Below are 25465 nucleotides of genomic sequence, written 5' to 3'. Positions count from 1 at the left end.
ATCTGCATGCGCTCACCGCCGCGGAACTGAATGAAGTTTGCTCCTTATAATCGTCAGCATTTCGGGTGTTAAAGCGCGCAGCGGCATGTATCGCATCAACCGATCATTCTGGTAGATGATTAAGGTTTGACTGTTCTGGCTCCAGCCGACGAAATCGGTCCACGACACAAAAAGGTCCTGTGTCGGGGTTACAGCCCGCAAACCATTTTCGGTAATATCCACCCGCCATTCCTGTTTCAGATTTTTCTGCTTGGCAATACTGCTTCTGGCCAGCAATGGCATGGCGAAATAGAGCCCGACATAATAGATCAGCACCCACACAAAAATTGCGGTCCCAGGCACGAGTGTCAAATAGCCGTATGTGCCAGTCCAGATAATATCACCAAGGGTGATTAGAGCAATGACGGCGGCAACCAAGAGCCAGGTTGATGGCTTGCTGGCAGACCAAAGAACATAGGATCGATAGGTCGCGGTAACATCAGCCGACGTGACATGGAATGTGGTGGTAGCAAGCACCTTGCCGAATTGGGGTTCTGAGGCCATGCGAGGCAGAATAACCTGCGTTATGTCGTCTGGCTACGCAGCAATCCCCCACGCCCCGATGAATGCCCAGGAAGCGAGCAAATACGCATACATGTCCGGCGACCAGGCAGTGGTCTATCGCGCTTCCAAGAATGGTGCAGTAATCACGGGCAATTTGATATAATCGTGTTCATGTGAGGGGTGCGCTTTGGAGAATTCGATCAAACACGCAGGTGAGTATGAGGTTAAACGCAGAAGCCTTCGGCCAGTAAAATTGTTGGCGGCTTTCGCGCTGGTCGCATCTATTGCCGTAGTGATTGCCTGGATGTTGCTGCCAGGACAACTGGAGCGTGGTGCCAAGGCCCTCATTGCAAAAGATTACCCAACCGCACTGAAGCTTCTCACGCCGCTTGCTCAGCAAAACATCGCACCCGCTCAATTTGGGCTTGGATATTTGTATGCCAACGGGTTCGGTGTCGAAAAGAACAAAGCAAAAGCAGTCGATTTGTATACGAAAGCTGCAAGACAAAACCATTCCGCAGCCCAAGCCTCATTAGGAGTTATGTATTATACCGGGGACGGGGTCACACAGAGTGATACTGCAGCCTTTGAATGGTACAGCAAAGCTGCAGATTCTGGCCAAATTGACGCTCAGCACAATCTTGGATTCATGTATTATGAAGGTCGTGGCGTCGAAAAGAATGTGGCCACAGCTGCATTCTGGTACGAAAAGGCTGCCAAGCAAGGAAAACCAGAATCTCAGTGCAATCTTGGGAAACTCTATCAGGACGGTGACGGGGTTCCTCAAGATGATCAGATAGCGCTCAAATGGTTCCAGCAGGCCGCCGATCAAGGCACGGCGTATGCGCAGAACATGCTAGGTTATATCTACTTGTTAGGACGCGGGGTTCCCAAGGATCCTTCCACTGCCAGAAAATGGTTTGAACTGGCTGCAGCGCAAGAATACGCCGAGGCGCAGCGGCTTCTGGGTACAATGTATTATAATGGCGTTGGAGCCAAACAGAGTTTTAGCCGCGCTGCAGAATGGTATCAGAAGGCGGCCAAGAACGGCGATGGGGAAGCACAGCGCGCTTTGGACTTCATGCAAGATAATGGGATGCTGTCACGAACTTGAATACGCGTTTAATCTCGTTGGGCTAAATGCTCAAATTGAATAGGGCTAACTGGAGAACGAACAATGCGTTTGCAGACAATGCCGTCTGGCTTGTGTTCAGTGGAGCGGTATTCAGTTCACTCTGATCAATTGGACAGCTTTATTTGCGACTGTTTGTGCGTCATTTGGCGTGAAACAGCAGCAATCTATTGGTGAGAAAGCGAAGTCTTGATCACGCCTAAGAAACGTTCGCCATATTTTTCGAGCTTGCTCTTGCCGATACCGGAAATTTTGGCCATGTCATCAAGCGATATTGGCTGATCCGAAGCCATTTTCAGCAGCGTGCTATCGTGAAACACCACGTAAGGAGGCACTTTTGATTGCTTGGCGATATCGTACCGCTCTCTTTTTAATGCCTCGAATATTGATCTGCTGATATCATCAAGACCCGCAGTCGCAGCCGAACCTGTCACACGTCGGGCGCTCTTGTCCTTCGACAGGTCTTTGCGGAAGTAAACGGTCCGCTCCTTCCGGAAAACCGTCCTTGCCTCATCCTCAAGCTTCAGCGCGCCAAAAGCCTCGTTATCCACTTTGATGAAGCCGGAAACCAGCAATTGTCGAAGAACGGAATGCCAGGCACGCGATGAGAGGGTTTTCCCTTGACCAAAAACAGGAATGTCATCGTGCCCCTGTTTGCGTGTCTTTTCTGTGCTTTTTCCCATCAGAACATCGACAACATGACCAGCGCCAAATTGCTGTCCTGTCCTGTAGATAGCAGCAAGAGCTTTGATTGCATCTTCAGTGCCGTCCCACGTGGTGACAGGTTTCCAGCACGTATCGCAATTCCCGCATTTTTCAGCGTGGGTTTCGCCAAAATGATCCAGAATGAGTTGCCTGCGGCACTCAACAGTTTCACATATGGCGAGCAAACCGTTGAGTTTTATGCGCTCCATACGCTTGATATCATCAGCCGCATCGCTTTCATCGATCATCCTCCGGCGCTGTGTTACGTCGGACATGCCATAGATCATCCATGCGGATGCGGGATTACCGTCTCGGCCGGCTCTTCCTGTTTCCTGATAGTACGCCTCTATCGAGGAGGGTAGATCCATGTGCGCAACGTAGCGAACGTCAGGTTTATCGATCCCCATACCGAAGGCAACAGTGGCCACCAGACAGACAGATTCCTCTTTGAGAAACAGATCCTGATGATTATCACGCATCTCGCGGCTCATTCCTGCGTGATATCCATAGGCATTGATGCCCTTGCTGTTCAGATAGATGGTTGTCTCATCGACTTTACGCCGCGACAGGCAATAGACAATTCCGCTCTCCCCCTTAAACTTTGATACGAAATCCAACAGCTGTTGATTGGCGCTGTCACGCTCCTCAATCGCATAACTTATGTTGGGACGGTCAAAGCTGGTGATGAATATCTTTGCCTTTTCCATCGCCAATCGTTTGATGATGTCCTGCCGGGTATGTTCGTCTGCGGTCGCTGTCAGGGCGATACGCGGAACACCCGGAAAAAGCGAGGCGAGCTTTCCCAGCGCGAGATATTCCGGCCGGAAATCATGCCCCCACTGTGAAACACAGTGGCACTCATCAATGGCAAACAGCGCGACCTCGACGTCCTGCATCAATCGCTGAAAGCCTTCCGTCGCCACGCGCTCCGGCGTCACGTAAAGGACTTTCAACTCGCCCTGACGCAGCATTTGCCCGATCGACTGAATTTCCTGGGGTGACATGGATGAATTGATGGAAGCAGCCTTAACACCAGCCAGTTTCAACGCTTCAACCTGATCGCGCATCAGGGCAATCAGCGGACAAATGACAACACCAACACCCTGTCTGCACAGCGCCGGTATCTGGTAGCAGAAGGACTTTCCTTCGCCGGTTGGAAAGAGCACCAGTGCATCGCCGCCCGAAACCACGTGGGAGATAACCAGTTCCTGTTTCCCGCGGAATGAATCATACCCAAACACCGACTTCAACATAACAAGCGGATTGGGTTGGTCTCTGGCGGAATTTTCAAACAGGCCGTTGACGGAAGATAGTGCTACCGTGGAATTTACCATTGTCTATCCGGTTGGATTGGATGATTTGCAAGATGGCTCAGTCGAGAGATTCCGGCAAGGATATTAGACAGGGAAAGCCACCCGACAAATACGAATATTACTCCCGGAATTGTCAATACGACTAAAGTTCACCCTCCCTGCCCAATTTTATAAATAGCCAAGAGAAAACGATCAGGAATTTCGGGAGATATCCGGTTTGATCACGAATCGGCCGCTATAGCGGAAGAGTTCACCGAGCAGAGGATGGCGGAGGGTCATTTTCATGCTGAAGTTCTGTGCATCCACGGGTCGTTCCTCCACATAGGCGCGGCCAAACAACAGTCCGACGGGAACCGGGATATCAACACCGAAGAGCCGCCAGATATAGCCCTCGTCACGAAACACCAAGGCACCCTCCTCCGCCGTCACCCGCAGACGCAGGCCCACGCCGAAGCGCACGAACTCAATCACACGATTGCCGCCAATCTGCTCCATATGTGACCTGAAATGGAAAGGGCGATGCCCGGGAAACTGAAACACTCTGTCCCAATAGATCGAATTATTGTCCAAGTGAGAATTATAATGGACATCGATAGGAACATCGGTACCCCGATAAGGCACCAGCGCACCGAATATCCAACCAAACGGGATCAACAGCTTTCCGATGGCGCTATGCTGCACCTCCTGCATTGTTCCGCTAACGCAAATGTAGTCATTGCTGTACGGCTGCAACGAATAATGCCGTTTGACGATATCGCCCAGATCATGCCAGGCATCGCCCAGCACTGTCTGAAATACCGGCAGGTGATTTTCTGCGTCGCCGCCGCGTTGAACCTTGCCGTTCTTCAATTCCACTCCCGATACATGCGTGATCCCTTGATGAGTTAGAGCAGTAACTTGCCCAATCTGCGATGGATCAGTCCCACCTGCAAAAGTGCTCCCACGGTCATCCCCTCGATATCACGCGTTATTATCGCATGCATTAAGTAGTTTCGGAGCCCGCTGCACGGAATCGCGTTTCAAACTCACGCCGTAGGGTACGCCGTACTTCGGCAGCGCGCAGGCGTTGTTGCCCGATTTCAGTTGTTGGATGAAATGGCGGCACCTCGGTGGGCCGCCCATCCGCGTCAACGGCCACCATGGTGAAATAACATGAGTTCGTGTGACGTCGCTCGCCGGAACGGATATCTTCGGCCTCAACCCGGATGCCAACTTCCATGGACGTTCGGCCCGCATAATTGATCGAGGCGCGGAAGGTCACCAATTCGCCAACCTGGATGGGCTGACGGAACACCACCCGATCGACGGACAAGGTTACCGCATATTGCTTTGAGTAACGCGAGGCGCAAGAAAAAGCGACGCGATCAAGCAGATTAAGCAATGCACCGCCATGAACCTTACCACTGAAATTGGCCATATCGGGGGTCATCAAGACCACCATTTCAATACGGCTTCTGTCGATACCATCATCCATTCCGGTAGCCCCTAAATTTCAACACTGAGTTGATATCAGCTACCAAAAATCCCCTCGGTAGTCGTGGAGATTCCCTACACCAACATTTCACTGGATGCGATTGTAAAGTCTTCAGCCTCTTGCCGAAGCAGGTGGGTGTGTCTTCGGGCGCTGCCTTTGGCGGCACCCTCGCCATTCTGGCAAGCTTTCCATCGCATCTCGCCTTTCGCGAGTGTGCTGGCTGATATCGGGCAGCAATTATTACCGAACACGGATTTCTTCGGCCCAACCCTACGCATTCTATCCATTCGTAGGATTATGCAACAAGCTCGCAGGATTGCTCTATGGCTCTGACCCCGACCGGGTCCATGAGTGGCAGGTTCCAACTATCTCTTCATCTCAAAAGGAATTCACCATGGCTCTTGCTAAAGGCTATGCGGCGACAGACGCATCCCAACCACTTACACCGTTTATTTTCGAACGGCGGGAGCCCAATGACGATGACGTCGTCATTTCGGTAAAATATTGTGGCGTATGCCACTCCGATATCCATCAGGCACGCGATGAATGGGGCGGCTCGAAGTTTCCCATGGTGCCAGGCCATGAGGTAGCGGGCATTGTTACCGCCGTCGGTTCAAAGGTAACGAAATTCAAGACCGGCGATCGCGTCGGCGTTGGCTGTTTCGTCAACTCCTGCACAAAATGCGCCGCGCGTGATGCCGATCTGGAGCAATACATGCCCGGTATCGTGCAGACTTACAACGACGTCGAAGCCGACGGCGTCACAYCCACCCATGGCGGCTATTCGGATTCCATTGTCGTCAAGGAAGGCTATGTTCTTTCCATTCCTGATAATTTGCCGCTCGATGCAGCCGCTCCGCTTCTTTGCGCTGGCATCACGCTCTATTCGCCGCTCCGCCACTGGAAGGCCGGACCCGGTAAAAAGATCGCAATCGTTGGTATGGGCGGACTTGGCCATATGGGCGTCAAACTCGGCCACGCCATGGGGGCCGAGATCACTGTGATCAGCCAAACCCTGTCAAAAAAGGATGAGGGATTGAAGCTTGGTGCCACGCATTATTATGCATCAAGCGATCCTGAAACCTTCAAGACTCTCGCTGGCGCATTCGATGTCATCATTTGCACCGCAGGCGTCGCGATTGACTGGAACGCCTATCTCGGCTTGCTCAAGATTGATGGCACCATGGTCCTGGTGGGAGCGCCGGAGCACCCGGTTCCGGTAAATGCGTTCTCCGTCATTGCCGGTCGCAAGAGCCTTGCCGGCTCTGGCATTGGTTCGATCAAAGAAACGCAGGAGATGCTGGATTTCTGCGGCAAACATAACATTGTTGCTGAAATCGAGACCATCGATATCAAGGACATCAATGAAGCATACGAACGTGTCCTGAAGAGTGACGTGCGTTATCGCTTTGTCATCGACATGGCTACTTTGTAATATCACAGAACACTGGGAGGGGCAGTTTTGCCCCTCCCTTCTGTCTACGCGCTGCTATTCGCCTGCCGGATTGCTTACCGGCATATTCCGGCGCACGCGCAGCAGATACTCGGTGCGATTGAACGGATCGGCACCCGAACGCAGGCGTAAACGCTTTGGACCCATTATTGGCGCATAGTGATCAAACTCACATTCCATAGCGCCTGCGCCACTCGTCAGTCCCGGCAATTGCAGTTGAACGTTTTGGATTATCGCCGACGCTATTGTGCCTTCAAGCCGGGCCATACCACCGGAAATCAGGGAATCTTTCGTGACAGCCCCAGCCTTTGCCAGCAGGGTGAGCAGGCCACTTAAAGCCGCCGCAGGAGCATCGAGGCAAAATCGGTTGATCGGCTCGCAAATGACAGTCTGTGCCTCCAACAGCGCGGTTGCCAGCACCAATGGCGTCAACTGGCGGAAATCGGCAGCCGTACTAACCGGGGAACTATGCCGGGCCGCGATCATTGCCACATGACAATCAATCACCTGCCAGCCAAACAAGCCCTGCTTCAATGTTGTGAACACGGTTTCCTCGACCGCCCGATAAAAACTCGCGGGCATCTGACCTATGTCGACTTCCAGCGCGAAGCTGTTGCCCGACCCTTCCGGCCGCGGTTCGATGCGCAGCCCAACCGTCGCAATAAACGGATTGGGCTCCTTGAATATGACCTCGATTCCAGTGCCGGTTCCAATAAGCCTTTCGACACAGATGACCGTGGTCTCCTCAAACATGGCATCAAGACCGAAATCACTCAGCAAGGTCGATTGGATGACCTCTTTTTGCACTTCACCATAGAGCGACACAAAGACCTGATTGGCCTCTTCGTTCCTGCGCAAGTTGATCAATGGATCTTGTTCGGCCAATTGGTTGAGCGCCAGCCAGAGTGCGCCATTATCAGATGGATGTCTGGCCAGAACACGGGTTTCCAGAGTGGGCGGCGCAAAATCAGCACGTCTGCTTGAAGCAAGGTCGACGCCCACCACATCACCGATCTGCGCATCACTGAGCCCGCTCACACGGGCAATTTGTCCCGCTTTGAAGCTCGTAGCTGCATGAACCCGTCCGGCCTCGAAAAGCTGGATACCGGTCACTCTAGCCTGCCCTTTGGGTAAATTCAGATATTGCCGGGTCTGGATGGTGCCTGAATTTAGCGACATATAAGAAAGCTTTTCGCCGCCCCAACCGCGTTCGATCTTGAAGATTTTCCCCTCGATCGGACCGTCAGGATCAGGAAGGCGCGCGGGCAGCATCGCCGCGATGGCGGCCATCAGGGCGGAAATGCCAATGCCTGTGGTTGCCGCTCCCCCGAATACGGGGTGCACCCATCCCTTGGCGATCTGATTAGCGAAGGCATATTCAAGTCTTTCGGCGATCAGGCGTTCGGGAGCCAGAACATAATCGGCCAACAACGCGTCGTCATTCTCCGCCAGCGTCTCGCACAGGACTTTGAAGAATGGTCCATTTCGCAGATCAAGCGCCTCGATCTGCGCGCGCTTGCTGCCGGGATCGATGACACCAGACATAGCGATAGGCCGGACTGGCAACTGGTTGGCGATGGCCTCCAGTACCCGGTCATATTGCGCACCGACGCGATCAACCTTGTTGATGAAGAACACGAACGGAACTGCAAGGCGTTGCAGCGCCCGTACCAATACACGCGTCTGCGCTTGCACGCCCTCGACCGCCGAAACAACGACCACCGCCGCATCGAGCAATCCAAGGATACGCTCAACCTCGGCAATAAAATCAGGATGACCGGGCGTATCGATGAGATTAACCACCGTATCGCCAATAGTAAAAGACACGACCGCAGCCCGGATCGTAATACCGCGTTGCCGTTCAAGCTCAAGATTATCGGTCTGCGTGTTACCGCTATCGACGCTGCCAAGCTTGTCGATCACACCGGCATTAAAAAGCAGTCGTTCAGTAAGGCTGGTCTTGCCTGCATCCACATGGGCCAGAATGCCCAGATTCAAAGTGCGCATGAATCCTCAACTTCTCAGAATTTCGTTTGTGATTTTCTTGAGAAGTGAATCGGGGCATTGGAACCTCTATGCACGGATGACAATGACTATTGCGAAGACACTCCATCGAGTCCGGAGCATGAGCAGAACCCTACAAACTTCGCGAAAGATATGTCAAGGATGGATAGCTCATGGCTGAAACCACGACATTAATCGAAGCCACTCCCGGCATTCCTGTTCGATAGTTTGAACCCGAAAAATTCGTGGCATCTTCATTTGGGCGGGCATTTATGGATCAATCCGGAACTTTCTGTACAAATTGCGTCACTAGAAAGTGCCGACATAACGATATACCCTCCCGGTGCAACTTAAGGTTATTCATCGGAGGGAAAAGCGATGAGTCAGCCGTCGAAGTGGTGGTGGGGACTACTCCCCCTGATAGTCTTATGGATTGTCGCCACCGTTTTCACCAATAAGTTTGTTAGCTCCGATCTCAACAACAGGTCAGCCGCAGCACTGGGCACGACCGTTGACAGTCCGGCAATCTCAGTGGCCGGGCGCGATATCACCACGTCAGGCACCATCTTCTCTCCAGAGGACTCCGCCAAGGTCACCAACACCGTTGGCGCCGTTTGGGGTGTACGCAAAGTTTTGAATGATACGAAACAACCCGCGCTGGCAAACCCCTTCAATTGGGGCGTAACCCGCGATGGTTCGACCGTCAATTTGACCGGAAGCGTACCAAACCCTCAGGCGCGGGAAAAAATCGTTTCGGCTGCCAAAGCAGCGTTCACGGGTGCTGAAATCAAGGACGCGATGTCCTATGCCAGCGGCGCACCCGTCAGTTACGAGACTGGCGCGCTGTTCGGATTGGATCAACTCGCCAAGTTGGCAAAAGGGAGCGTCGCAATCTCAGGTGCCGACCTCACGGTTTCAGGCAGTGCCGCAACACAGGCCGCCTATGACGGCATCACGGCTGCGCTTAAAACCCCGCCCCAAGGCATTAAGCTCGCAAAGGCAGACATAGCAGCGCCGCCTTCCTACGCCTTTGACGCTTCGAAAGACGCGGGGAAACTGACGCTCACGGGCAAATATCCGGATGATGATACGCACGGCAAGATACTCGATGCCGCCAAAAGCCTGTTCTTCGGTGAGGAGATTGTCGATCAGCTAACGGCTGCTGCGGGCGCACCGAGCGGTTTTGGCAATGCGGCGATAGCCGGGTTGAACGCCCTCTCCCGGCTGGCAAAAGGCACATTCTCACTCTCGAACACCAATGCAAAGCTTACCGGCGATGCTCTGTACGATCAGGCCGTCGCCAGTGTGCAGAACGCCTTTACCACTGCAGTGCCTGACGGTTTTAAATTCGAGCCAGCGCAGATTGCCGTCAGCCCGGCTGCACCAGCAATAGATGCCACGAATTGCCAATCGACGCTCAATACTATGCTCACCAAATCCAAGATCAATTTCGAGACTGGCAAAGCACAGATAACGCCCGCATCATCCGGCTTGCTTGATCTGATAGTGGCAACCATTGGCCGTTGCGCGAACAGTTCTATCGAGATTTCCGGTCATACGGATTCCAGTGGTGATGAAACAGCGAACCTTGCCCTGTCAGAACAACGCGCCAAGGCGGTGGTCGCCTATCTGACCAATGCAGGCGTGTCACCCGAGCGTCTGGTGGCTGTCGGGCTGGGTTCTTCACGTCCAATTGCATCAAACGACACTGATGAAGGCAAGGCGCTCAATCGCCGGATTGAATTTTCTGTTAAATAGGAGGTAGCGGCAATGACCTATCTACTTTCCACCTATTGGCCATGGATGTTGATCGCATTGCTTTTCGGCGGCGTGGTCGGCTTCGTGACCTTCCTGCGATCTGCCAGTGGCTGGTGGCCGGATTCTTGGCCGGGCTGGTTCAAATTACTCTGCCTGCTGTTCATCGTCGGTCTTGTGGTAGCAGTATTGAAATGGCTGCCTGGCCTTGCAGGCCATTATCTCGAAACTGCCCTGTTGTTGCTTGGCAGTTATATCGTAGGCTGCTTCCTCGGCAGTTGGCTGGCAAGCTTCCGTGCCGCCGAACTGAAACCGCAGGAACGGCCCTCTTCGCTTGCTCCGGCTGCACCAGCACCTACACCTTTGACAGTGTCAGCACCGGTCGTGGCCGCGCCAGCAGTTGCTTTGGCTGCCAATGATGGCCATCCGGGACAACGTCCGGCCTCAATAGAAAAAAGTGCGACGCCGGACAATCTGAAACGTATCTCCGGCATCGGCCATACCAATGAGATAAAGCTCAATGAATTGGGCATCTGGACGTTCCGCCAGATCGCCGAATGGACGGGCGCCAACGCGGAATGGGTTGGAAGCTATCTCGCCTTTCCCGGAAGGATAGAGCGTGAAGATTGGATTGGTCAGGCGGCCCAGCTCGCAAAGGGCCTCGAAACCGAGTTTTCCCGCAGGGTTGATGATGGGGATGTACCGACATCGCAGTGATCAGTTCCATGCTGACATCATGTCCAAACCACCTTGCCTTGCCCACGCTTTGAAACMCAAAGCGTAGCAAGTGAACATGCTGACTCATTCCTGCCCCAGAACGCTGCGACCCTGGGCACGTTGAAATGACGCGAACGGAAAAGAGGAAAAGATGAGTGAAAAACGTTTTTCTGTCCCCGTAGCAGTACGATTGGGCGCTGCCGGGCAGCGGATGATCTTCAGCACTTGGGAAGCCGTAGAGTGTCTCAAAATCCAATGGCCCCGCAATCATGGGCCCAAATACCGCAAAGCACTGCAGGCTTGCATGGATGCGCTTGAAGGGTGGAAACCGACGCATAAAGCCAGACGAGCCTTTGTCGACGCGGCGCGCGAGGCCGGTATTTTCCTTGAGGTCAAACCACTGCACTAAATCCGGGTCTTATGGCCAAGAACGCGGTGCAAAACAGCGCCTTCATTAAGAATGCGCTGAGTTCTCAGCGGCTATTTCCTGAATGAAGTCGAGGAAAGCCCGCACTTTTGCCGGAGGCAGGTGACGCGAGGGGTGATACGTATAAAGCGGAAACCGCTCACCCGACCATCGGGTTAATATCGGCACCAGTTCTCCGTTTACCAGCCACGGCCCAAGCCCCACCGCAAGGCTTTGGAAGATGCCCTGACCAGCGACGCAGGCAGCCACGGCCACCGATGGGTCATCCACGACCACCCTGCCGGTAACCTTCACCTCGATCACCTCTCCTTCAAGATGAAATTCCCATGGAAAAGGCCGCCCTGTCTGCGGATCACGAAAAAGCAGAGCTTCATGGTGTTTCAGATCTTCCGGCGTTTTGGGCTCGCCGTGCCGCTCAAGGTAGACAGGCGACGCACAGGTAATGACGCGCGTATCGAGCAGTTTGCGGACGATCAAAGACGCGATATCCGGCGGACCAAAGCGGACTGCTATATCGGCTCCAGTCATCATGTCCTCGCGATAATTCGTGTTCATCAGTTCCAGAAACAACAGCGGATATCGGGACATGAATTGCGGCAGTTGCGGCGCAAGCACCATCCGGGAGAACCAGGGGTCGATTGATACCCGCAGCCGACCACTGACGACAGCGGCAGCACCTGCGGCATTGGTGGCGGCCTCCTCCAACCCGGCCAGCAGCGGCATAGCTTGCTCATGGAAACGGTGTCCCTCCTGCGTGAGCGTGACATATCGCGGGCTGCGATCAAACAGTCTCACGCCAATGCGTGCCTCAAGCCTCGCTATGGCACGACTGACACCCGAGGGCGTCAGGCCCAGAATTTCTGCCGCCCGGGCAAAATTCCCGGCCTCCGCAACGGCGGCAAACACACCAACTCCAGTCAACAGCCGGGCGTCAAAACTCATGGATTTACCTCTGTTGAAACTCGGTTTTCGGCTGATGACGCAAACTATCCGGGTTCGTCACTACGCATCCTCGCATTATAGCGATGATTTTCAGTCATTTCTCCAATGATCTTTTTGATTTCATATCACGGCACCCTTCATCAGGTGCTCATGCGATGCAAACCCTCACCCTCATTCTTCGCGGCATAAAGCGCTTTATCGGCGGCAAGAAGGATAGCTTCAGGCGACGTACCATGTTGCGGAGCTTGTGCACTACCAATGCTGGCGCTGACCTGTGCAAGCCGGCCATGCCCCAGATCGAAAGAATAGGCCACCGCTTCCTGAATACGCTCCACCAGTTCGACATAGTCTTGACCAGAACGGTCGGGTAGCAGAACAACGAACTCATCGCCGCCGATCCTGAACACGGTATCCTTTGCCCGAACAGCGCCGGTTATGGCAGCTCCCACTTTTTGAAGCACAATGTCGCCTGCCGCATGGCCGCAATTATCATTGACCGCTTTGAAGCCATCAAGATCAATATACAGCAGCGAGAACCAGCGTTTTTCATCCGTTTCGTCGAGACTCAATTGGCTGCAAAGAGCCTCAAGTTTCCCATCAAGTGCCATGCGATTGGGTAGTCCGGTCAGAGCATCATTGGTTGCCAGAAACTGGTTGAGAATTTCCGTTTGTATGGCCCGCACATTCAATTGATAGTTTTGATAGAGCACAAAACACATGCCGGCGGTCCACACAGGCAAGAGCAGGCAGAGATATCCAGAATCGGGAATGGGCGAGAGGTAAAGTCCGACGAGAAACGGAAAGCCGACCAGGATAAGAACCAGAACCGCATATCTTGGCATTGCAGCGTTTCTCGATGCAATGACGCCTTGAATGCCCGCCACATTCATCGCTGCCATCATGGAAAGCGTGAAATTTCCCGTGACGACACAAAAGGCGCAGCCCACACCCGCCACCAATGACCATAGACCGCCAGCGAGCATCAGATAAGAAAATATCCGTGGATCGGTTTCGGACTTGGCTTCTTCTCCGAGCGTCAGGAGATGCTGGCGAATAACCAGCAGTACCAGTTCGATGATGATCCACACAAACGGCCAATTGCTCTGCGTAACCGAGCGGGCATAGGTCGCCAGCGCAACAATGCTGATTGATCCAAAGAACAGCGCTGCCCGGCGCAAAAGCATCGTCTCGATCAGCCGTTGTTCGACGGCACGCGACTGGCGCGGAGATGCAGTTGTGAACCACTCAAATAATAAATTGGACATCGTGAGTTACTTTACGCCTAACGCCCTCTCTTTGATATTTGACGCAACGTCCCAGAGACAATCTGATAAAGTACTATCACAATATTTGAATATGCGCTTGAACAACAGTAAATACATCAAAATGCATCCACAGATTGCGGCATAGTAAATAAAAATGCGCGGCTAAACTTTACCAGCAATCGCATTTGCCCAAGTCAGTGCTTTATCAGCCATCGTTTTCAGATGATCCCCTACAGAGAAACCCGACAGGTTTTTGCGTGGACGCAGATCATGATCTCCATCCTCAAGCCAAACTATTTCGATAGCGCCTGACAGCGTGTAACCGGCAACTTCTTCGCGTGTCCCGAACGGATCGCGCGTCCCCTGTACAATAAGGGTTGGCGTCTTCATGTGGGCAAGATGCGCCGTGCGTAACTGTGCCGGTTTACCGATGGGATGAAAGGGATAGCCAAGGCAGAGCAGACCAGCGATCCGTCCCGAACTATGGAGATCATCAGCGATCATGCTCGCAATGCGGCCACCCATCGATTTGCCGCCGATAACCAGCGCTTCAGTTGCACCAAGGGCGTCAATGGCGGCCAAATACTCAGGAATGAGCGTGTCTGCACGCGGCGGTGGCTTTCGTGCGCCGAGCGTTCGGCGGCTCGCCATATAATTGAATTCAAAACGGGCAACCCGAAACCCGGCGTCCGCCAGGGCCTCAGCATTTGCTGTCATCGAGGCCGAATCCATCGGAGCACCGGCGCCGTGGGCGAGCAGGATCGTATAATCTGCGTTCTCTTGCCCGTTAAACAGGAAGCTTATTGTCATCTCGATCGCTTCTCTGGTTTCAATCTTCCCACAGGCAGGCGGCAACGTAAATTGCAACAAGTCGCTCTACCCCCGCCTGATCAATGCTGTCAAATCTGCCCTGCAATGGACTATCAAGATCGAAAACACCAAGAATGGTGTCCTCGTGAATCAACGGCACGACGAGTTCCGAACGGGAAGCCGCATCGCAGGCGATATGTCCCGGGAAAGCATGAACATCCTCGACAAGAATGGATGAACCCTGCGCAACCGCTGTTCCGCAGACACCGTTGCCCACCGCAATACGCACGCAAGCTGGTTTTCCCTGAAAGGGTCCGACGACGAGTTCGTCTTCCGAATATAGAAAATAAAAACCGGCCCAATTGAGGTCAGGCATCATCTGGAAGATCAGTGCCGACGTGTTGGCGGCATTCGCTACAGGGTCAGTTTCACCCGCGAGCAGACCACTCAACTGATCGGCAAGTTCGCGATAAAACTTGGGCTTGTCAGATTGATCAATCGTCTTCTCGGCAAACATCGAACATCCCAGTTTCTATATCAACGGTCAGAGCAGCAAATTTGCGGCCCCACCTCACATCTTCAAGCACTATATGGCACAAGAAATGCGGATTGAGAAACTGACGGGAATGCCCATTGAGCCTAGCGTCTTCACAAATTTTATGAAGCGGTAAAAATTGGAAAGACCCGAATGATGCGCATTCGGGTCCTTTTTCCAAGCGAATCGCAACTCCGGCTAGTCGACGGAGATCACTTCGCCTGTCCGCCTGTCAACATTGACCCGGATATCGTTGCCACGCCGATCAGTGCCTTCCACAATGAAACGCGACCGTCTGCGTTCGATATTGTCCACATTCCGCAGGCCTTCGGCACGCGCCACGCGGACAGCTTCGCGTTCGCTGATTTCCATTCCACGACGCATGGGCCGCTCGACGCGTGGCTCAACAAGCCGCACACCACCGGGGCCAATTTCAACAGATTGTGCAAAAGATGGCGTCGCCGACATGACTGTCAATGCGGCAACACCTGCAATGGCAAAAGCTTTCAACATGATTGTCTCCCTGAATTAATAAAATTCATGCTTACGGGGAGATAACGCAGAGCGCAGGGCGTGGTTCCCATCGCAGACAGCACTGGCCTTACTCGGCGGCCAGTTTCCGGGCATGAAAAACGTTGCGCGTGCCTTTGGTCAAGTCAGCCTTCACCGCAGCGAAATCGCCGGGTGATGTCCAGTATCGCAGAGTTACCACAACTGAATCCTCCGTCAGATCGGACACGAAGGCTTGTGGTCCCGGGTTTTGCAAAATCCGTTTGTCACCGACAGTCAGTTTGACAAGGCTTTTCTGAATCTGTTCGACATCTTCATCAGGACCACCGCTGATCGTGATATCGTTGCGCCTGACACCGTTGCGCGTGTAGTTCTTCACCGGCTGGGTCCATAGTGTCGAATTCGGAGCCAGAACATAAACACCATCCGCTGCCCGCAACCGCGTGGCAAACAGGCCGATCTCCTCCACAGTGCCTGTAACGCTGCCGACTTCGACATATTCGCCAATACGTAGCGGTCTCAGGGCCAGAAGCATGATACCAGCGGCGATATTCTGTAATGTCCCTTGCAAAGCGAGCCCGATGGCCAGACCAATCGCGCCAATGGCTGCAATGACCGAGGCAGTCTGGATGCCGAACTGGCCGAGCACCATGACTGTTACAAGACCGAGCACCACATACCGGGCAATCTTTGAAAAGAAGCKGCGCAGTGTAAGATCAAAACCGCTCACCTGCCCCAATCCGGCATAGAGCCATCGCTCAACCAGCCCGGCAACGATATAGCCAATCACCAGCAGCAATATGGCCCCTATCACCGAGAACGAATAGGTGACGACAAGCGCACTGGCTTGCTGAACTCCGGTTTGAATGGCGTTGAAGGCGTTTTGGGGATCAAGTTCCATGAAGCATTTCTCCTTGTCAGGGACTGCTGGACAAAACTTTACAGCCCCGGGATAGTTCCCAAATCGGCTGCATCGCTTGCCCGTCGAATCCTGTTCGGGGAACTAATATCTAAACATCATTGTGGCCATACTTTTGACAACGCCAGAGGGCGATATCCCATTTCAGGGCTTGCGCCGAAACCCGCTGTCTGATTCTTTGCCGAATATTGGGGCAGAAAGCAGTTTTGATTCTCCAGCTGAGCCCCGCCATACCATTACGTACCTGCACGCCGATAATGATCACCGGCCGGGAATAAGGATTGCACGATGTCAATTAACCTCATGAAGCCGGAAATTTCCGAGATGAAGCCGAATATCACTGTATTCGGTGTCGGTGGAGGCGGTGGTAATGCGGTTAACAACATGATCCGCGAAAACCTGCAGGGAACACAGTTCATCGTTGCCAACACCGATGCACAGGCTCTTTCCATGTCCAAGGCCAGCCGCTTGATCCAGCTTGGCGCGAATGTGACGCAGGGCCTTGGCGCAGGCTCCCACCCGGAAATCGGCCGGGCTGCGGCGGAAGAAAGCATCGACGAGATCATGGATCATCTTGCCGGCACGCATATGTGCTTTGTGACGGCGGGTATGGGCGGCGGCACTGGAACGGGCGCTGCACCGGTCATTGCACGCGCGGCACGCTCCGCTGGCATTCTCACCGTCGGTATTGTGACAAAGCCATTCTCCTTCGAAGGCACCCGCCGTATGCGCATGGCCGAAGAAGGGTTGGAAGAACTGCGTGACAGCGCCGATACTTTGATCGTTATTCCGAACCAGAATCTGTTCCGGGTCGCCAATGCCGCAACGACATTTGCCGATGCCTTTGCCACGGCTGACCGTGTGCTTTATTCAGGTGTTGCCAGCATCACCGATCTGATGGTGCGCGAAGGCCTGATCAATCTGGATTTTGCCGACGTGCGCTCCGTCATGCGTGACATGGGCCGTGCCATGATGGGCACCGGCGAAGGTTCGGGCGAAGGCCGCGCACAGGCTGCGGCCGAAGCAGCTATTGCCAACCCGCTTCTCGATGTGGAATCGATGAAGGGTGCCAAGGGCGTTCTGGTTTCGATCTCCGGCGGGCGTGATATGACCCTGTTTGAGGTTGACGAAGCCGCTACCCGCATCCGTGAAGAAGTTGACGATCAGGCAAATATCATCCTTGGCGCAACATTCGATGATGCATTGGAAGGCGTTTTCCGCGTATCCGTCGTTGCCACAGGCATTGACGTTGCCCGCACCGCCGCCGCTTCGGATGCAGAAACACCGGGCTCCGTCCTCTCCATGACCAGACGCCAAGCCTGATCAAATTATAAATATATACTTCAATTGGTTATGCGAAAGGTTTGTCTTGTTACTGGAACAGGACAAACCTTTGAAACATGTTGAATATAATGACCGGTACAGTGCCATTTCAGGCGCTGCACCGGCTGGAAGACGTTAGTCTTTCTTCTTGCCCGCTTCGATATCAAGCGCAGCCTGTTCGAGTATCTTGCGAACCCGTTCCGCCTCTTCCGCATCCCAGCCATGGCTGTGCAGATGCAGGGCTGTGCGCAGCGTGTCCATCGCGTGGGCGATGGCTTCCGGTGCGCGTTGTCCAGCCATGGAACGGGCAACCATGCCCATACGCGTGCGGACCGCATCGACGAGGTTCTTGTTCTCGGCCAGATAGGCAAGCCCTTCCTCGGTGATGGTGTAGAGCTTCTTCGAGCCTTCGCTCGCCGCAGCCGTAACCTGCCCTATTTCCTCTAGGAATGTCAGGGACGGATAGACTGAACCGGGGCTTGGTGCATAGGCGCCCCCGAACAGTTCTTCGATATCCTTGATCAACTCGTAGCCGTGGCGGGGCCGTTCGGCGACCAGAGCCAGTAGGACAAGACGCAGATCGCCCGATGCGAACACCCGGCCTCCTCCGCCTCTGCGGCCAAAACGACCGCCGCCCCCAGGACCATCATGACCACCGCCATGGCGGCCGAAGCCGCGCGCCATAGCGCGCAAGATAGCGCGTTCGACGTGTTCATGACCTTCGCGCCGTTCGCTTCGTTCGTGATGACAATTTCCAAACATGTGTTTTCTCCTTTTCATACACAAACGATATATCTTTTGAGTCTATCTGTAAATAGAATCTTTAAATCGCATCGAAAGTACGTACCGCCGATAGCACTATGTGTATGATTGTCTTGGAGAAAATATTGCGGCATTCATCCATCAGCTGGCTGTAAAGTCGCAACATGGACCATATCGCCAGTGCAAAAATTCACTTGCTCCGCCGATCGATCTCTTCCGCTTGCTGCCGCGTTATGCCGATATCATCGAGCAAATGATCGCTGAGCTTACTGATGCGCGGGTCATCCGCCCGCTCTTCCCGGTAGAACAAATTGTTCCAGCGGAACGTGAGGACTTTTCTGATCAATTGTAACACAGCGTCACCGCTCTTCTGCAGGCCAATAGTATTGGGTTCATTTACTAGTAGACCAGTCGTCTTGATACTAGACATGATAAATCTCCTATGCGTGGTTTTTAAGCAGCCCGTCGAACGCCATCGTCGTGAAACGCTGGAGCGGTGCGATGCTGCCTTCGGTCTTCATGCGAACAAGGGCGCCTTCATAGGCGTCAATGAGAAAAGCTGCGGTTTCATCAGGATCAAGGTGCGAAGGCAATTCCCCCTGCTCCCGCGCTTCCCGCAAGACTTGCTGAAAATCGCGCTGCCAGGCAGCAAAGGCACGGTGCAGCTCCTGCCTGAGCACATCACTGTGAACCGCGATCGATTGGGCAAGGTTGCCGAGCAAACATCCACCTATGGGGTTTTCGCTGGCATATACCTGCTCATGATACTCAAAATAGGCGCGCAGACGTTGCAGCGGTGATTTGCTCTCGTCGGTCAGCAATTGGGTCCGAACGGTCTGATTACCTTCTGTATAAGAACCGACAACCGCCGAGGCAAACTCCTCCTTGCTGGCAAAGAAGTGGTAGAACGACCCCTTGGGGACGCCGGCGGATTTGAGGATTGGCCCAATTCCCGCCCCTTCATAACCATGCGAGAGAAGAGCTTTCAGCCCCTCGTCAATAAGTACAGCGCGTGTGTCAATCTTGCTCATACTCTGAAAAGTAGACCAGTCGTCTAGTAAAGTCAACCCTCCCTGATGATCGGCTTGCAGCGGGATTGGCAAACATGAAAATGTGGTGCTCGGAGCGCGAGCGATACGTCCCTTACCTCAGGACCTTTATGTGAGTGCTGCCTCTCGCGCGTTGCGGCGGATTACCTGTGGCGGTTGACCGAAAGCCCGCAGAAAAGCACGGCGCATCCGCTCGCGATCAGCAAATCCGGTTTCCTGCGCCACTGTATCGATAGGCAGACGCCCCTGCTCCATCATCAGCCGTGCCGCCTCGACACGCAGGTTCTCGACAGCCTTGGCAGGTGATTGGCCGGTTTCCGCTTTGAATGCGCGGCTGAACTGGCGCGGACTGAGGTGGGCTGCCTCGGCAAGCTGTTCCACCGAAAGCGCCGTTTGCAGATTGCGCTTGGCATAAACAAGCGCGCTCTGGATGCGATCGGATTTGGGTTCGAGATCAAGCAGCGTTGAAAACTGTGATTGTCCACCTGCCCGGCGATGATAGATGACGAGGCTTTTTGCCACCAGCCGGGCAATGTCTGCACCCAGATCCTTTTCGACCATCGCCAGCGCCAGATCGACCCCGGCAGTCATGCCCGCAGACGTCCAGACCGAGCCGTCAACGATGAATATCCGGTCTTCTTCCACTTTGATTGCAGGAAAACCGGAACGCAGATCCCGCGCATAGAACCAATGGGTGGTTGCCCGGCGCCCATCCAGAATGCCTGCTTCGGCCAGAACAAAAGCACCCGTACAGATAGACGCAATGCGCCGGGCACGGTTCATTTCCCGTTGCATGAAGGCGACCAAACCCGGCCTCGACGGCGCGATACCGGTGGCACCACCAACGATCAGTGTGTCGAAAACTAGATTATTGAACGGCTCAGTCTCCATCGCCAATCCGATAGAGTTGCGAATGGGTCCACCCGTTTCCGACAACAGATGCACATCATAAATATCCTCCTCAGCCTCGATATTGGCGAATTCAAACACCGACGCCGCAGCCAGACTCATCATCTGGAAATCAGGGAAAACCACAAATCCGATACGCTGCATAACACCATGTCCTAAAAGGTTGCATATATGACATTTAGGACACAGACCATGCGATGTAAAGTCCAGCTCACTATCAACAACCAAAAACACATGGAGCATGATGATGAGCACGAACCCAAGCAAAGGCACCGCCCTGATTACCGGAGCATCTTCAGGCATTGGTGCAATTTATGCAGATCGCCTCGCCCGGCGCGGATATGATCTGATCCTTGTTGCCAGAAACCGCGGACGTCTGGATGCGCTTGCCGAGCGACTGACAACGGCAACGGGCCGTTCAATCGAAGCGGTCGCTGCCGATCTGAACGACAAGGCCGATCTTGCGCGCATTGAGAATATTCTGAAAACCGATGCCAGCATTACGCTGCTGGTCAATAATGCCGGTGTCGGCGCATCGAAACCCTTGCTTGATGGCGATATCGATAGTCTCGACAGCCTTATCAGCCTGAACGTTACTGCATTGACCCGGCTGACCTATGCGGCAGCGCCGGGTTTTGTCGCCAGAGGCGGCGGCACGATCATCAATATCTCGTCCATCGTTGCCATTTCGCCGGAAATGCTGAATGGCGTTTACGGGGGCAGCAAGGCCTTCGTTCTGGCTTTCAGCCAATCGCTGAAGCACGAGCTTGCCGATAAGGGCGTACGCATTCAGGTTGTACTGCCCGGTGCCACCGCTACCGAATTCTGGGACGTCGCAGGAGTGCCGATCACGCATCTGCCTGAAGCCATCGTCATGACCAGCGAAGACCTGGTGGATGGCGCTTTGGCAGGGTTTGATCAGGGTGAATTCGTCACCATTCCATCTCTGCCCAATGCAGCGGACTGGGACCGCTACGAATCAGCACGAACAGGCCTTGCGCCGAATCTCTCGCACAAGAAGCCCGCTGAACGTTACGGAGTTGCCCCGCGCGCCGCAGCCTAGTGACAAAAAGAGCGCTCGCCGGATGGCGGGCGCTCTTTTATCCTAACGAAATCGACCTTCCCCGAACTATCTGTACCGGCTCGACGACGCGACGCGAGGGATTTTACGAACAATATTCTGGTTGCTTGCAGCCTGTTCGGGAGAAATCTCTGCGAGCCTGCGCAGGTTACGTTCACTTTCAAACTGCATAACCGATAGCGCAATGCCCACCGAAGGCTTGCAGCGCCCATGCAGTGACGCTGCCAAAATCTCGCGACCTGAGAAAAAATCGTTGAAATCATATCTGGACAGATAATCGTCCACGGCAGCACGCGCATTGAGGAAGGCCGATTTCCAGACTTCCATAATTTCGCCATGCAGAGCCACGGCAAGCCGCCAGCGTTCGTAACGCTCTCCGGCATTCCCCGCATCGCGGTAAGCCGCCAGACGCTCACGCAGTTCATCGCACAGCGCTGCCAGTGGACCGATCTTTTTTTGAATAACCGCCTCTGCACCACGGATCAGTTTTACTGTTTCCGGGTCAGTATCGATAGGTTGGGGACTGGCCCAATTGCTCGGCATGATTGTCGATTCCCTCGAAAATATCAGCACTAGAGGACATTTTCCCACACGAAACGCCCGCTCAATGAGACTTGGCCAAGGTTTCAACGCAGGTACCGGTTCGATTTATTGGCATTCCGACTGTGGTTGTGCGATCAGCGTCTGTAGGATTGAGAACAGTTCGTATTTGTCCAAATTGTCATCGTCCTCCAGCAGAAGAGAACAAATGTGCCGTGCTTTCGCTGCAAATTCTTCCAACGTATTTGCCGGATGCCTTAGCATTGCAACGCGTGCGTGATGTTCCGCATCCGTCGCCGCCGCAAGGCGTCTGTCAAAGGAAGCAGTCTCCTGCCCGCCATCCATGCAATCAGTGCATGCACGTACAAGCCATTGTAGTTCGCGTCTGGAATTTCGGTGCCGTTCGAGCACAGTTGCAATCGAAGCAACGCGGGCGGCAGGATTAACCCTGATACCATCGATGGTAATGACAGCCAAAGTCACGCCGAAAATCCCCTTGATGCAAATCTGCACCGCTCACGTTTCGGTCGGAACACTATTCCGTTATACCAAGAAAAATAGGGACAACCCTGTCCCTATTTTGCGCTTTATAGAAATCGCACTACTCTCTAAGCGCCAATGCTGTCAGCATGGTAAAATGGCGTGCAACCGGGAGTACGCGTGAGGGCGATGGCGGAACAGACGTCGAAGCATACACACGTGCTGATCATCGAAGATCAGCACTTAATGAGACTGGCCCTGATTCATGAATTGCAGGCAGCCTTGCCTGCGTCCATTGTTCACGGCGCAGCCAATATAACAATTGCGCTCGACCTGCTGGAATCACACCAGTTCGACCTTGTGGTGATTGACCCGGGTCTTCCCGGCTATGATCCGAAGTCACAGGACGACCGCTTTGATGTCGTGCAGGTTGTCATAGAACTGTCACCCGACGCCATCCATTTTGTGGTCACGGGTTCTGATACGGATGAAGAATGGGAACACTGCCAGAAACTCGGCGTCGTCGGCTATCTGGCCAAGAACAATCTAAGGCCCGGAGCCTTGGTCGACGTTCTGCAGGAGGTTGCAGAACGCGGATACAGTGTCAGGCTTTCAAATGAGACGACAGCACCACCCGAATTCTATCATTCGGGTTTGACACCGCGTGAACAGGAAATACTCGGCTGGATGCGGCAACGACCGTCTGGAATCAGCCGCAAAGAAATATATGAACAGCTCGGGGACCGCTTTGATATTGATGCAGCATCTGCAGAAAAATACTATAAACGTGCACGTGCTAAGCTATTAAAAACCGGGCTCCTACCAAAGGGGTTATGATGGGGACTGCTCTGGAACACCATAATAACAAAAAACTAAAGGCATCAGCGGCAATTGGAGGTCTTTTCGCCACTGGAACTGCCAACCGAACAAAACAGATAAATAACGCAGGCAAGCAGGTTTCTTTTCTCTTCGCGGGCTTGTGCCTCTGCATGTCGATTTTTTCGGGTACATCTTTTGCCAATGATGACCCTGCGGTCATTCAAATGCAGGATGCATCCGGCGGTGCTTTGGCGACCTTCACCCAGGAAAAACTCCGTCAGGAGTTTCCCATGCATGATCTGGTGACGGAGACACCCTGGACCAATGGTGTGAAAATCCATTTCCGTGGCCCTTCGGTGAAGGAAATGGTGACCAAGTACAAGATTGCGGACAAGCCCAACCTCGAAGTTGCTGCATTCGACAATTATATTATAAAAATCACCATGGAAGAGGTGGTTGAGTTTGCGCCCATCATTGCACTCGAACAGGCCTGCACAGATACCGACAAGCAAAGCGGCGTCTGCACGAAGGATCAGGATTTCAGGCCTTTATCACTCGATGATGGCGGGCCGTTCTATATTGTCTGGCCACTGGGTAAACTGCCAAAGCCCTATATCCCGGCACGTAACTCCATATGGGTCTGGTTTGTTACTTCGATCCGCCCGGCCGATTGAAACTGACTGAACATGAAGCTGGATAAGTACCTCGACCCGCTCTTTTACATCATCCTGATCGGGGCGGCCCTACTCTGTGTCTGGTCGTTTGTCCGCGCGGATCTGTACCGTATCCAGACCAATGAAATCATGAGTCAGACCTTTGAGGTTCAGGTTCGAGCTTCACAGGCACGCGAGAAGATTGCCAGCATCAAGGGTTATCTGATGCTGGCCACCAGAACGGGCGATCCTGAGCCGCGTCTGATTCAGGAAGTGACCCTGATGAATTTCAACCTGAAATCACTGGATCAGCTCGACTATGCAGACCGGTTTCTCGATGCGCCTGATATCGCTTCCCTGAAAAAGACGATCCTGACAGTCGACACGGTCTTGACCCCGCAAATCAAGGCAAGCCAGTTCGACAAGGCGTTGAAAACCGTACAAACCATCGAAACGGATATTTTCCGCACCGCCGGGTCGACCTTGGCCCATAGTATTACCCTGCAGGGCACCGCCACCATCGCCGCCGATGTTGCCAGAAACAAGCTTCTGGGTGCAGCTGGCGCGCTGATCCTCGCCGGACTGCTCATCCATCAGCGCAGCCTTCTGGCCCGCCGCAAGGACCAGCATATCCGCTCTTTCTCCGCACTGTTTGCCCATATGACGCGCACGCGGATCGCCGCATTGCGCCTGTTTCTCGGCTATGTCGGCAACAATGCCATTCCCTCCTCTGAAATGACCGAGGCAGCCCGCAGCACGATTGCCGAACTGGAAAGCATCAATGAGGGCCTGATGATGATCGGCCACTCCAAGACGCAATTCAAGAAAGTGCCCTTGGGCGATCTGCTAGCGGACATTGTGTCGAAAAGCCCGATCAACCTGCAACTGGACATTGAGCAAGCCGCGCGGAAATCCCTTATTCCAGCATCTCAGTTCCATCTCATCATTGACGAACTGGTCCGCAACGCCACCAATGCCGTCGCCACCCGGACTGATCCGGTCATTGCAATCAGGGCAAGCGTCAACCGCCGCTTTCTGCAGCGCCCGCAACTAGTACTGGTTGTTGCTGACAACGGCATCGGCATGAGCCCCTCCACGCTGGCGAAAGCCAAGGAGCCATTCTTTTCGACCAAGGCAGGTGTCCATCTTGGCCTTGGCCTGACGAACTGCATGGAACTGGTGAAAACCATGACGGGAAAGCTGAAAATCACATCGGTCCCCGATGTCGGCACGACCGTGCGCATCAGCTACGGGCTTGATAGTTAGTCTCGAACTGATTTTTGAACCCGATTGTTCGAATTCGACACAACCCAGGATAGCTTTCTTCACTTGTTTCAGGCTTGAA

Annotated in this window: 26 protein-coding genes and 1 pseudogene; 10 read left to right on the top strand and 17 right to left on the bottom strand. The window is 53.8% G+C overall.

The window, feature by feature from the left end:
• Window positions 1-12: 12 nt before the first annotated feature.
• Window positions 13-543, bottom strand: a complete 531-nt coding sequence (locus AB4Y96_RS18350) for a YcxB family protein (RefSeq protein ID WP_441918962.1) — start codon at window positions 541-543, stop codon at window positions 13-15.
• Between the two features lie 187 nt (window positions 544-730).
• On the opposite strand from AB4Y96_RS18350, the gene AB4Y96_RS18345 reads away from it, so the two are divergent.
• Complete coding sequence (locus tag AB4Y96_RS18345) at window positions 731-1657, top strand: SEL1-like repeat protein (RefSeq protein WP_441918960.1); 927 nt, start codon at window positions 731-733, stop codon at window positions 1655-1657.
• A gap of 185 nt (window positions 1658-1842) precedes the next feature.
• Here AB4Y96_RS18345 and recQ read toward each other — a convergent pair whose 3' ends face one another.
• From recQ to AB4Y96_RS18330, 3 genes are all read right to left on the bottom strand, one after another.
• Window positions 1843-3714, bottom strand: coding sequence for a DNA helicase RecQ (gene recQ, locus AB4Y96_RS18340; RefSeq protein WP_441918959.1), 1872 nt, complete (start codon window positions 3712-3714; stop codon window positions 1843-1845).
• 171 nt (window positions 3715-3885) lie between these two features.
• Window positions 3886-4542, bottom strand: a complete 657-nt coding sequence (locus tag AB4Y96_RS18335) for a DUF4166 domain-containing protein (RefSeq protein WP_441918957.1) — start codon at window positions 4540-4542, stop codon at window positions 3886-3888.
• 133 nt (window positions 4543-4675) lie between these two features.
• A complete protein-coding gene (locus AB4Y96_RS18330) occupies window positions 4676-5167 on the bottom strand; it encodes an acyl-CoA thioesterase (protein WP_441918956.1) in 492 nt (163 codons plus the stop codon).
• A 394-nt stretch (window positions 5168-5561) separates the two neighbouring features.
• Here AB4Y96_RS18330 and AB4Y96_RS18325 point away from each other — a divergent pair, with 394 nt between their 5' ends.
• Window positions 5562-6602 carry an NAD(P)-dependent alcohol dehydrogenase gene (locus AB4Y96_RS18325; protein WP_441918954.1) on the top strand — a complete coding sequence of 347 codons (1041 nt, stop codon included), beginning with the start codon at window positions 5562-5564 and terminating at the stop codon, window positions 6600-6602.
• Window positions 6603-6656: 54 nt separating this feature from the next.
• On the opposite strand, the gene AB4Y96_RS18320 is transcribed toward AB4Y96_RS18325, so the two are convergent.
• Complete coding sequence (locus AB4Y96_RS18320) at window positions 6657-8627, bottom strand: GTP-binding protein (RefSeq protein WP_441918952.1); 1971 nt, start codon at window positions 8625-8627, stop codon at window positions 6657-6659.
• A 375-nt stretch (window positions 8628-9002) separates the two neighbouring features.
• Between AB4Y96_RS18320 and AB4Y96_RS18315 the strand changes: the two genes are divergently transcribed.
• The 3 genes from AB4Y96_RS18315 (at window position 9003) to AB4Y96_RS18305 (ending at window position 11505) form a co-directional block, all read left to right on the top strand.
• Window positions 9003-10382 (top strand): OmpA family protein, encoded by a 1380-nt coding sequence (locus tag AB4Y96_RS18315; RefSeq protein WP_441918950.1) that lies wholly within the window; start codon window positions 9003-9005, stop codon window positions 10380-10382.
• A gap of 12 nt (window positions 10383-10394) precedes the next feature.
• Entirely contained in the window at window positions 10395-11096 is a 702-nt protein-coding gene (locus AB4Y96_RS18310) for a hypothetical protein (protein ID WP_441918949.1), read from the top strand.
• A 151-nt stretch (window positions 11097-11247) separates the two neighbouring features.
• The gene (locus AB4Y96_RS18305) at window positions 11248-11505 is read left to right on the top strand and encodes a DUF982 domain-containing protein (protein ID WP_441918947.1); all 258 of its coding nucleotides are present in this window, start codon (window positions 11248-11250) and stop codon (window positions 11503-11505) included.
• Between the two features lie 45 nt (window positions 11506-11550).
• On the opposite strand, the gene AB4Y96_RS18300 is transcribed toward AB4Y96_RS18305, so the two are convergent.
• The 6 genes from AB4Y96_RS18300 to AB4Y96_RS18275 form a co-directional block, all read right to left on the bottom strand.
• Window positions 11551-12465 (bottom strand): LysR family transcriptional regulator, encoded by a 915-nt coding sequence (locus AB4Y96_RS18300; RefSeq protein WP_441918946.1) that lies wholly within the window; start codon window positions 12463-12465, stop codon window positions 11551-11553.
• A 140-nt stretch (window positions 12466-12605) separates the two neighbouring features.
• Window positions 12606-13730, bottom strand: a complete 1125-nt coding sequence (locus AB4Y96_RS18295; protein WP_441918945.1) for a diguanylate cyclase — start codon at window positions 13728-13730, stop codon at window positions 12606-12608.
• Window positions 13731-13892: 162 nt separating this feature from the next.
• A complete protein-coding gene (locus AB4Y96_RS18290; protein WP_441918943.1) occupies window positions 13893-14540 on the bottom strand; it encodes an alpha/beta hydrolase family protein in 648 nt (215 codons plus the stop codon).
• Window positions 14541-14559: 19 nt separating this feature from the next.
• Window positions 14560-15057: a GAF domain-containing protein gene (locus tag AB4Y96_RS18285; RefSeq protein WP_091877385.1), complete on the bottom strand. Its 498-nt coding sequence runs from the start codon at window positions 15055-15057 to the stop codon at window positions 14560-14562.
• A 216-nt stretch (window positions 15058-15273) separates the two neighbouring features.
• Window positions 15274-15588: a PepSY domain-containing protein gene (locus AB4Y96_RS18280; RefSeq protein ID WP_091877387.1), complete on the bottom strand. Its 315-nt coding sequence runs from the start codon at window positions 15586-15588 to the stop codon at window positions 15274-15276.
• Between the two features lie 88 nt (window positions 15589-15676).
• Window positions 15677-16486, bottom strand: coding sequence for a mechanosensitive ion channel family protein (locus AB4Y96_RS18275; RefSeq protein ID WP_441918942.1), 810 nt, complete (start codon window positions 16484-16486; stop codon window positions 15677-15679).
• A gap of 306 nt (window positions 16487-16792) precedes the next feature.
• On the opposite strand from AB4Y96_RS18275, the pseudogene ftsZ reads away from it, so the two are divergent.
• Window positions 16793-17797, top strand: a pseudogene (gene ftsZ / locus AB4Y96_RS18270) (cell division protein FtsZ); the annotation flags it as partial.
• 165 nt (window positions 17798-17962) lie between these two features.
• Here the strand turns inward: ftsZ and AB4Y96_RS18265 are convergent.
• The 4 genes from AB4Y96_RS18265 to AB4Y96_RS18250 all read right to left on the bottom strand — a co-directional run bounded on the left by AB4Y96_RS18265 (window position 17963) and on the right by AB4Y96_RS18250 (window position 20691).
• Window positions 17963-18589: a PadR family transcriptional regulator gene (locus AB4Y96_RS18265; protein ID WP_441918940.1), complete on the bottom strand. Its 627-nt coding sequence runs from the start codon at window positions 18587-18589 to the stop codon at window positions 17963-17965.
• A gap of 190 nt (window positions 18590-18779) precedes the next feature.
• The gene (locus AB4Y96_RS18260) at window positions 18780-19019 is read right to left on the bottom strand and encodes a DUF1127 domain-containing protein (protein ID WP_441918938.1); all 240 of its coding nucleotides are present in this window, start codon (window positions 19017-19019) and stop codon (window positions 18780-18782) included.
• Window positions 19020-19029: 10 nt separating this feature from the next.
• Window positions 19030-19692, bottom strand: coding sequence for a TetR family transcriptional regulator C-terminal domain-containing protein (locus AB4Y96_RS18255; protein ID WP_441918936.1), 663 nt, complete (start codon window positions 19690-19692; stop codon window positions 19030-19032).
• Between the two features lie 54 nt (window positions 19693-19746).
• Window positions 19747-20691 carry a GlxA family transcriptional regulator gene (locus tag AB4Y96_RS18250; RefSeq protein ID WP_441918934.1) on the bottom strand — a complete coding sequence of 315 codons (945 nt, stop codon included), beginning with the start codon at window positions 20689-20691 and terminating at the stop codon, window positions 19747-19749.
• A gap of 103 nt (window positions 20692-20794) precedes the next feature.
• Between AB4Y96_RS18250 and AB4Y96_RS18245 the strand changes: the two genes are divergently transcribed.
• On the top strand, window positions 20795-21610 hold the full coding sequence (locus AB4Y96_RS18245; RefSeq protein WP_441918932.1) for an SDR family NAD(P)-dependent oxidoreductase: 816 nt from the start codon (window positions 20795-20797) through the stop codon (window positions 21608-21610).
• 66 nt (window positions 21611-21676) lie between these two features.
• Here AB4Y96_RS18245 and AB4Y96_RS18240 read toward each other — a convergent pair whose 3' ends face one another.
• Both AB4Y96_RS18240 and AB4Y96_RS18235 read right to left on the bottom strand, forming a co-directional pair.
• Window positions 21677-22171 (bottom strand): hypothetical protein, encoded by a 495-nt coding sequence (locus tag AB4Y96_RS18240; RefSeq protein ID WP_139210374.1) that lies wholly within the window; start codon window positions 22169-22171, stop codon window positions 21677-21679.
• Between the two features lie 105 nt (window positions 22172-22276).
• Window positions 22277-22651 carry a hypothetical protein gene (locus AB4Y96_RS18235; protein ID WP_441918930.1) on the bottom strand — a complete coding sequence of 125 codons (375 nt, stop codon included), beginning with the start codon at window positions 22649-22651 and terminating at the stop codon, window positions 22277-22279.
• A 186-nt stretch (window positions 22652-22837) separates the two neighbouring features.
• On the opposite strand from AB4Y96_RS18235, the gene AB4Y96_RS18230 reads away from it, so the two are divergent.
• The 3 genes from AB4Y96_RS18230 to AB4Y96_RS18220 all read left to right on the top strand — a co-directional run bounded on the left by AB4Y96_RS18230 (window position 22838) and on the right by AB4Y96_RS18220 (window position 25386).
• Entirely contained in the window at window positions 22838-23485 is a 648-nt protein-coding gene (locus AB4Y96_RS18230) for a response regulator transcription factor (RefSeq protein ID WP_091877405.1), read from the top strand.
• 152 nt (window positions 23486-23637) lie between these two features.
• Window positions 23638-24141 carry a hypothetical protein gene (locus AB4Y96_RS18225; RefSeq protein ID WP_139210378.1) on the top strand — a complete coding sequence of 168 codons (504 nt, stop codon included), beginning with the start codon at window positions 23638-23640 and terminating at the stop codon, window positions 24139-24141.
• Window positions 24142-24153: 12 nt separating this feature from the next.
• On the top strand, window positions 24154-25386 hold the full coding sequence (locus AB4Y96_RS18220; RefSeq protein WP_091877409.1) for a sensor histidine kinase: 1233 nt from the start codon (window positions 24154-24156) through the stop codon (window positions 25384-25386).
• The last annotated feature ends 79 nt before the right edge of the window (window positions 25387-25465 follow it).

Source organism: Phyllobacterium sp. TAF24 (genome assembly GCF_052113785.1).
Classification (GTDB): domain Bacteria; phylum Pseudomonadota; class Alphaproteobacteria; order Rhizobiales; family Rhizobiaceae; genus Phyllobacterium.
The sequence above is the reverse complement of the archived record's forward strand: the minus strand, read 5'-3'. Positions and strand labels throughout refer to the sequence as shown.